Origin of the sequence: Streptomyces sp. NPDC018029, from assembly GCF_044327655.1 — a bacterium.
In the GTDB taxonomy this organism is placed as follows: domain Bacteria; phylum Actinomycetota; class Actinomycetes; order Streptomycetales; family Streptomycetaceae; genus Streptomyces.
The window spans coordinates 417,400-424,238 of record NZ_JBIRFV010000009.1 but is presented as its reverse complement, the minus strand read 5'-3'; the positions used below and the strand labels follow the sequence as shown (position 1 = coordinate 424,238).

Below are 6,839 nucleotides of genomic sequence, written 5' to 3'. Positions count from 1 at the left end.
GGCGTTGACTTTTGGCACGCTGTTGAGTTCTCAAGGAACGGACGCTTCCTTTGTACTCACCCTCTCGGGCTTTCCTCCGGGCGCTTCCCTTCGGTATTTCGTGTTTCCAACCTTACCAGATCCGTTTTCCGTTCCGTTCCCGGTTCGGATTTCATTTCCGGTGGCCGTTGGAGGGCCTTTGCCTTTCGGCGTGTTCACTACTTTAGCGGATTCCCTCCGCAACTCATAATCGAGTCTCGCGAGTTCGAATTCCGGCATGCAGGCATGCGAAATAAGACCCCGCTGAGGGGAAGTCGTCAGGTAGTGGTTGGTCGCTTCCGGCTGCTGGCAGACTGCCGTACCCGGTTCAAGCGACTCGGACCACCTTACGGAGGCGCCGATCCTGCGTCAAGTCCGGCGGCGTCGGGGCGTATGGGCCCGATAAGGGCTCACCGTAGGGTCGTTGGCCACCCAGAAGCGCCACGGGTGGACGCCGCCTTCGCCCGCGACTCCTGTGCGCGGTCCGCTGCTGACCTGGTCGGACGTGACCGGGGTGCCGGTCAGTACAGAGAAGGGGGAGGACGGGTCCCCGCAGACGTCGGCGCCGTCCAGCCGGCGGTCCACGTCAAGAGCGGTGGCCAGGCGTGCGGGGCCTTTGGCCAGTTCCTTGTCGTTACGGGCCGAGAGTCGACGCTCTCGGGCCACTTCCACGCCCTTCGTGATCTCTCCCGCGCGCAGCAGGACCGCGCCCGCCATGCCCTCGGGGCCGCACACCAGGTTCATGCAGTGCCACATGCCGTAGGTGAAGTAGACGTACATGTGTCCTGGCCGGCCGAACATCACGCTGTTTCGGGCGGTGCGGCCGCGGTACGCATGGGAGCCGGGGTCGACCTCTCCCGCGTAGGCCTCGACCTCTGTCAGGCGGACTTCGATCGGTCCTGCCGCCGAGTCGCGCACGAGGATGCGGCCGAGCAGGTCCGGGGCGACCTCCAGGACCGGGCGGTCGAAGAAGTCTCGGGTGAGAGGCGTACGGTCAGGGCTCGCGATCATGCCGTACGAGCGTACTGCACATGGTTCTGGTTCACGGGTGGTCCTCGGGCCGCCCGGTTGCCAGGGTGGTGGGGCGGAACCGCACACGGTTCTCTCGCGTTTCTATCGATCAAGTATTCAAGTCGGGACGAGCCACGGGCGGCGGCCCGGGGATGGAGTGTCATGGGGTTCAAGAAGCTGCTCGCGAGTCTCGGGGCCGGCGGTGCCTCGGTGGAGACCGTGCTGACCGAGGTCAACGTGGTCCCGGGCGGCGTGGTCCAGGGTGAGGTGCGGATCCAGGGCGGGTCCGTGGACCAGGAGATCGAGGGGCTCTCCGTCGGTCTGCAGGCCCGGGTCGAGGTCGAGGGCAACGACCAGGAGACCAAGCAGGACATCGAGTTCATCAAGCAGCGGCTCGGTGGCGCCTTCACGCTTCAGGCCAACCAGGTGCACGCCGTGCAGTTCAGCCTGGAGATCCCCTGGGAGACCCCGGTCACGAGCATCGACGGGCAGCAGCTGCGCGGCATGGACATCGGTGTGACCACCGAGCTGGAGATCGCGCGCGCCGTGGACTCGAGCGACCTGGACCCGATCATCGTCCACCCGCTGCCGGCGCAGCAGGCCATCCTGGACGCCTTCATCCAGCTCGGCTTCCGCTTCAAGAACGCGGACATGGAGCGCGGTCACATCCGCGGCACGCGGCAGAAGCTGCCGTTCTACCAGGAGATCGAGTTCTACCCGCCGCAGCAGTACCGCGGGCTCAACCAGGTCGAGCTGAGCTTCGTCGCCGACGACCGCGAGATGGACGTCGTCCTGGAGATGGACAAGAAGCCGGGTCTGTTCAGCGAGAGCAGCGACTCGTTCCGTTCCTTCAAGGTCGGGCTGAACGACTTCCACGGCACCGACTGGGCGGCGTACCTGAACGAGTGGCTGTCCCAGGTCGGCAGCAAGCGCAACTGGTTCTAGGCTCGGAGAGGATCAGCGAGGACCAGCAATCAACCAGGAGGTGCCTACGTGACCGAGCTCAAGAGGCCGCCGCTTCCCCATGACTTCCATCCGTCCGTGCCGTCGTTCACGGTCGTGAGCGAGGACTTCGAGCCGGGTGCGGTCCTTAAGGACGCTCAGGTCCAGGCGGCCGGGAACACCTCGCCGCAGCTGCGGTGGGAGGGCTTCCCGCCGGAGACCAAGAGCTTCGCCGTGACGTGCTTCGACCCGGACGCCCCCACGGGGAGCGGGTTCTGGCACTGGACCGTCTTCGACATCCCGGTCTCGGTGACCGAGCTGCCGAGTGGCGCGGGCAGCGGCAAGTTCGAGGGACTGCCCGAGGGTGCCGTGCAGGTGCGCAACGACTACGGGGCTAAGGAGTTCGTGGGTGCGGCCCCGCCGCCCGGCGACCCGGCGCACCGCTATGTGTTCACCGTGTACGCGGTGGACCAGGAGAAGCTGGGTCCCGACTCGGACGCCACGCCCGCGGTCGTGGGCTTCAACCTCCGGTTCCACACGCTGGCGCGTGCTCAGGTGATCGCGGAGTACGCGGCTCCCGCGGAGAGCTGAGTGACCCTCAGATACTGAGCGTTCACCGATTGTTTGCCCGCCTCTGGTCATGGAAGTGATCAGAGGCGGGCATTTTTTATTGCGTTGTCCATCTCGGCGTGCCCGGCCAGAGTTGATCCCAGCCCGCCAGGCGGTGGGCCGGTGCATACGGGAGGTGGGCAGGTTGATGCGGGACACGCTGGTGCTGAACGCGAGCTTCGAGCCGCTCTCGACGGTGTCGCTCAACCGAGCCGTCGTTCTGGTGCTCCAGGACAAGGCCGTGGTCGAGCACGCCCACCCCGGACTGCGCGTGCGCGCGGCGGCCATCGACATTCCCGTGCCCCGCGTCATCCGACTCTGCAGATACGTGCGGGTGCCGTTCCGAAGACAGGCTCCATGGTCGCGGCGGGGTGTGCTGGTGCGGGACCAGCACCGGTGCGCGTACTGCGGCAGGCGCGCCACGACGGTGGACCACGTGGTCCCGCGGTCGCAGGGCGGCGCCGACTCCTGGCTGAACACGGTGGCGTCGTGCGCGATGGACAATCACCGCAAGGCGAACCGGACTCCGGAGGAGGCCGGTATGCCGTTGCTCCGGCAGCCGTTCGAGCCGACGCCCGCCGACGCGATGTTGCTCGCGCTCGGACGGGAGGAGTTGGCCTCGCTGCCGGAGTGGCTGGCGCAGCCCGCGCCTGCGGCCTAGCGCTCCCCCGTCAGTCGATCGGCGGCTGTTCGCGGCGCTCCTTGCCCTGCGCGGGCACCGAGCCGCCGCCTCCGCCCAGCGGGCCGAAGTTGCCGAGTGCGCCGCCGAGGCCCTTGAGGGCGTCGCCGATCTCGCTGGGCACGATCCAGAGCTTGTTGGCGTCGCCCTCGGCGATCTTCGGCAGCATCTGGAGGTACTGGTACGAGAGGAGCTTCTGGTCCGGGTCGCCGGCGTGGATGGACTCGAAGACCGTGCGGATCGCCTGGGCCTCGCCCTCGGCGCGCAGGGCCGCGGCCTTGGCCTCACCTTCGGCGCGCAGGATCGCGGACTGCTTCTCACCTTCGGCGCGGAGGATCTCCGACTGCCGGACACCTTCGGCCTGGAGGATCGCGGCGCGCTTGTCGCGGTCGGCGCGCATCTGCTTCTCCATCGAGTCCTGAATGGAGGTCGGCGGCTCGATCGCCTTGAGCTCGACGCGGTTGACGCGGATGCCCCACTTGCCGGTGGCCTCGTCGAGGACGCCGCGCAGGGCCGCGTTGATCTCCTCGCGGGAGGTCAGGGTCCGCTCCAGGTCCATGCCACCGATGATGTTGCGCAGGGTGGTGACGGTGAGCTGCTCGATCGCCTGGATGTAGCTGGCGACTTCGTAGGTCGCGGCCCGGGCGTCGGTCACCTGGTAGTAGATGACGGTGTCGATGTTCACCACGAGGTTGTCCTGGGTGATCACCGGCTGGGGCGGGAAGGGGACGACCTGTTCACGGAGGTCGATGCGGTTGCGGATCGAGTCGATGAACGGGACGACGATGTTCAGACCCGCGTTCAACGTGCGGGTGTAGCGGCCGAAGCGCTCCACGATGGCGGCGCTCGCCTGCGGGATGACCTGGATGGTCTTGATCAGGGCGATGAAGACCAGCACCACCAGAATGACCAGGACGATGATGATTGGTTTCATCGTGTTCCCCGTACCCCTCTTGCCTCGGCGAAGATCTTGCTGGTCGAGTCTGTCAGACCGTCATCCGGCCCGTGGGGCATTCACATGACGACGGCCGTCGCTCCGTCGATCTCGACGACGTCCACGGCCTGGCCCGCTTCGAAGGCGCGGTCCGTGTCGAGTGCGCGGGCCGACCAGACCTCGCCCGCGAGCTTGATGCGGCCGCCGGAGCCGTCGACCCGTTCCAGGACGACGGCCGTTCTGCCCTTCAACGCCTCTACGCCCGTGGTCAGTTCGGGCCGCTGGGAGCGGTGCCGGGCCGCGACGGGGCGTACGACCGCGATGAGCGCGACCGAGACCGCGGCGAAGACCACGACCTGCAGCACCATGCCGCCGCCGAGGCCCGCGGTCACGGCGGCGGCGACAGCGCCCACGGCGAGCATGCCGAGCTCCGGCATCGCGGTCAGTACGAGCGGGATTCCGAGCGCGGCGGCTCCGATCAGCCACCACACCCATGCGTCGATGTCCACCCGGTCATGGTAGGACCGCGGGTCCCTTCCGGGACAGGGCGCCGATCAGCTGAGCGGAAGGCCCGTGGCGGTCCAGCGGTCGTTCCGCTGCTCGACGACCAGCGGGAGGCCGAAGCAGAGGGAGAGGTTGCGGGAGGTGAGCTCCAACTCCAGGGGGCCCGCGGCGAGCACCTTGCCCTGGCGGACCATCAGGACGTGCGTGAAGCCGGGGGCGATCTCCTCGACGTGGTGCGTGACCATGATCATCGAGGGGGCGATCGGGTCGCGGGCGAGGCGGCCGAGGCGTCGTACGAGGTCTTCGCGGCCGCCGAGGTCGAGTCCTGCGGCGGGCTCGTCGAGGAGCAGCAGCTCGGGGTCGGTCATCAGGGCGCGGGCGATCAGGGTGCGCTTGCGCTCGCCCTCGGAGAGCGTGCCGAACTTGCGGTCGAGGTACTCGCTCATGCCGAGGCGGTCGAGGAAGGCGCGGGCGCGCTGCTCGTCGACGTCCTCGTAGTTCTCGTGCCAGCCGGCGGTCATGCCGTACGCGGCGGTGAGGACCGTCTGGAGGACGGTCTGGCGCTTGGGGAGCTTGTCCGCCATGGCCATGCCGGCGATGCCGATGCGCGGGCGGAGCTCGAAGACGTCCGTGCCGGGCTTGCCGAGGGTCTCGCCGAGGACGGTGGCGGTGCCGGTGCTCGGGAAGAGGTAGCTGGACGCGACATTGAGGAGGGTGGTCTTGCCGGCGCCGTTCGGGCCGAGGATGACCCAGCGCTCCCCCTCCTTGACCGACCAGGAGACCTGGTCCACCAGAGCCCGGCCCTCGCGGACCACAGATACGTCCTCAAGCTCCAGTACATCGCTCATGAGCGCGCTGTCTCCCATTGCAGTCTCGGTCGTCGCTCGCGCCTGTGGACGCGGCCCCCGGATAAAACCTACGCCACCGGCCGACCGTTCCTGTCGTGAGGCCGGTCCTTAGGCTGTGTGCATGCTCTCGGAACCACGCTCAGGACGCCTGGCCGCATGGGGAAATGCCCTATTGGCCGGACTTGTTTCCCCGGATGACGCGGTGCTCGCGATGGTCGGCGAGGACGCGGTGCACCGGGTCGAAGGACTTCCCGGCGAGTCGGGCCCGGTCGGGCTCACGCTCGCCATGGGGCGGCTGCGGACGCTGGGGGTGACCGGTCTGCGGGTGGCGCTGCCCGCGCCGGGGCATCCGCTCGGGCTGAGCGGGCCGCCCGAGTTCAACGCGCGCGCACTGGAGGCGGAGGAGGCGGTCGTCGGTTTCGGCGCGCCGTACGGGCTCGTTCCCGAGGTGTACGAGGCGGGGCCCGACGGCGACGTCCATGTGGAGGTCGTCTGGCACTGCCTGCCCGTGCGGGAGGCGCCGCCCGCCGATGTGCCCTCGCTGGGCGAGGCGGAGCGGGAGCTCGCGGAGGCGCTGCGGGAGGCGACGCAGGTGCTGTCCCGGCTCGATGTGGCGGGGTCGGGGCCGGTCGCGGAGGCGGCGCTCGACGCGTACCGGGCGCGGGCGGAGCGGGGGCGCGAGCTGCTCGCGCCGGGTTATCCGCCGCGGGCGGTCCGGGTTCTGGAGCTGGCGCAGCGGGTCGGTCTGCTGATCTCGCTGGCGTACGAGAACGGGCATGGCGGGGCCGTGAGCGCTTCGGAGATGGCCGCGCGGGTTCAGGCGCTGCGTCCCGTGGAGCGGACGGCGCGGCGGGCGCAGGTCGCGGCGTTCAACTCGTATGTCGAGGAGCGAGAGCGGGACGGCGGGCGCTGAGCGATGACGCGGGCCCCGCGGACCTGCTCGGTCCGCGGGGCCCGTGCCGGGGCTTGCGCCTCAGTGGTTCACCGTGTGGTTGGCGAACGCCGGGTTGAGGACACCGATGACGTTCACGCTGTTGCCGGTGGCGTTGACCGGGACGTGGACCGGCACCTGGACGAGGTTGCCGGAGCCGACGCCCGGGGAGTTCTTCGCGACGCCGTTGGCCTGGGCGTCCGTGGCGGCGGACGCGGCTCCGGCGGACGCGCCCGCGGCGAGGCCTGCGGTGACGACGGCCAGGGCGGCCTTCTTGGCGATGCTGTTCATGGGACGTGCTCCTCCTGCTGTCATGAGCGACCCCGGTGGCGGGGTCGCGGGATGTGCGGCTCGCAGGATGCG

At 69.0% G+C, this 6,839-nt stretch carries 10 protein-coding genes; 5 read left to right on the top strand and 5 right to left on the bottom strand.

What is annotated here, in order from left to right:
- On the top strand, nt 1-229 hold a 229-nt coding region (locus ACH4D5_RS28435), incomplete at its 5' end, for a hypothetical protein (RefSeq protein ID WP_392133596.1).
- A 158-nt stretch (nt 230-387) separates the two neighbouring features.
- Here the strand turns inward: ACH4D5_RS28435 and ACH4D5_RS28430 are convergent.
- Nucleotides 388-1,029: a DNA-3-methyladenine glycosylase gene (locus ACH4D5_RS28430; protein WP_398307791.1), complete on the bottom strand. Its 642-nt coding sequence runs from the start codon at nt 1,027-1,029 to the stop codon at nt 388-390.
- A gap of 162 nt (nt 1,030-1,191) precedes the next feature.
- On the opposite strand from ACH4D5_RS28430, the gene ACH4D5_RS28425 reads away from it, so the two are divergent.
- The 3 genes from ACH4D5_RS28425 (at nt 1,192) to ACH4D5_RS28415 (ending at nt 3,241) form a co-directional block, all read left to right on the top strand.
- Nucleotides 1,192-1,974: a sporulation protein gene (locus ACH4D5_RS28425; protein WP_398307789.1), complete on the top strand. Its 783-nt coding sequence runs from the start codon at nt 1,192-1,194 to the stop codon at nt 1,972-1,974.
- A 48-nt stretch (nt 1,975-2,022) separates the two neighbouring features.
- Nucleotides 2,023-2,562: a YbhB/YbcL family Raf kinase inhibitor-like protein gene (locus ACH4D5_RS28420; RefSeq protein ID WP_398307787.1), complete on the top strand. Its 540-nt coding sequence runs from the start codon at nt 2,023-2,025 to the stop codon at nt 2,560-2,562.
- 166 nt (nt 2,563-2,728) lie between these two features.
- The gene (locus tag ACH4D5_RS28415; RefSeq protein ID WP_398307785.1) at nt 2,729-3,241 is read left to right on the top strand and encodes an HNH endonuclease; all 513 of its coding nucleotides are present in this window, start codon (nt 2,729-2,731) and stop codon (nt 3,239-3,241) included.
- 10 nt (nt 3,242-3,251) lie between these two features.
- Here ACH4D5_RS28415 and ACH4D5_RS28410 read toward each other — a convergent pair whose 3' ends face one another.
- The 3 genes from ACH4D5_RS28410 to ACH4D5_RS28400 all read right to left on the bottom strand — a co-directional run bounded on the left by ACH4D5_RS28410 (nt 3,252) and on the right by ACH4D5_RS28400 (nt 5,545).
- Entirely contained in the window at nt 3,252-4,193 is a 942-nt protein-coding gene (locus ACH4D5_RS28410; RefSeq protein WP_398307783.1) for an SPFH domain-containing protein, read from the bottom strand.
- 80 nt (nt 4,194-4,273) lie between these two features.
- Entirely contained in the window at nt 4,274-4,702 is a 429-nt protein-coding gene (locus tag ACH4D5_RS28405) for an NfeD family protein (protein WP_398307781.1), read from the bottom strand.
- Nucleotides 4,703-4,747: 45 nt separating this feature from the next.
- Entirely contained in the window at nt 4,748-5,545 is a 798-nt protein-coding gene (locus ACH4D5_RS28400) for an ABC transporter ATP-binding protein (RefSeq protein WP_398307779.1), read from the bottom strand.
- 121 nt (nt 5,546-5,666) lie between these two features.
- Between ACH4D5_RS28400 and ACH4D5_RS28395 the strand changes: the two genes are divergently transcribed.
- On the top strand, nt 5,667-6,458 hold the full coding sequence (locus tag ACH4D5_RS28395) for a hypothetical protein (RefSeq protein WP_398307777.1): 792 nt from the start codon (nt 5,667-5,669) through the stop codon (nt 6,456-6,458).
- Between the two features lie 60 nt (nt 6,459-6,518).
- On the opposite strand, the gene ACH4D5_RS28390 is transcribed toward ACH4D5_RS28395, so the two are convergent.
- On the bottom strand, nt 6,519-6,767 hold the full coding sequence (locus ACH4D5_RS28390) for a chaplin (protein ID WP_398307775.1): 249 nt from the start codon (nt 6,765-6,767) through the stop codon (nt 6,519-6,521).
- Nucleotides 6,768-6,839: the final 72 nt, after the last annotated feature.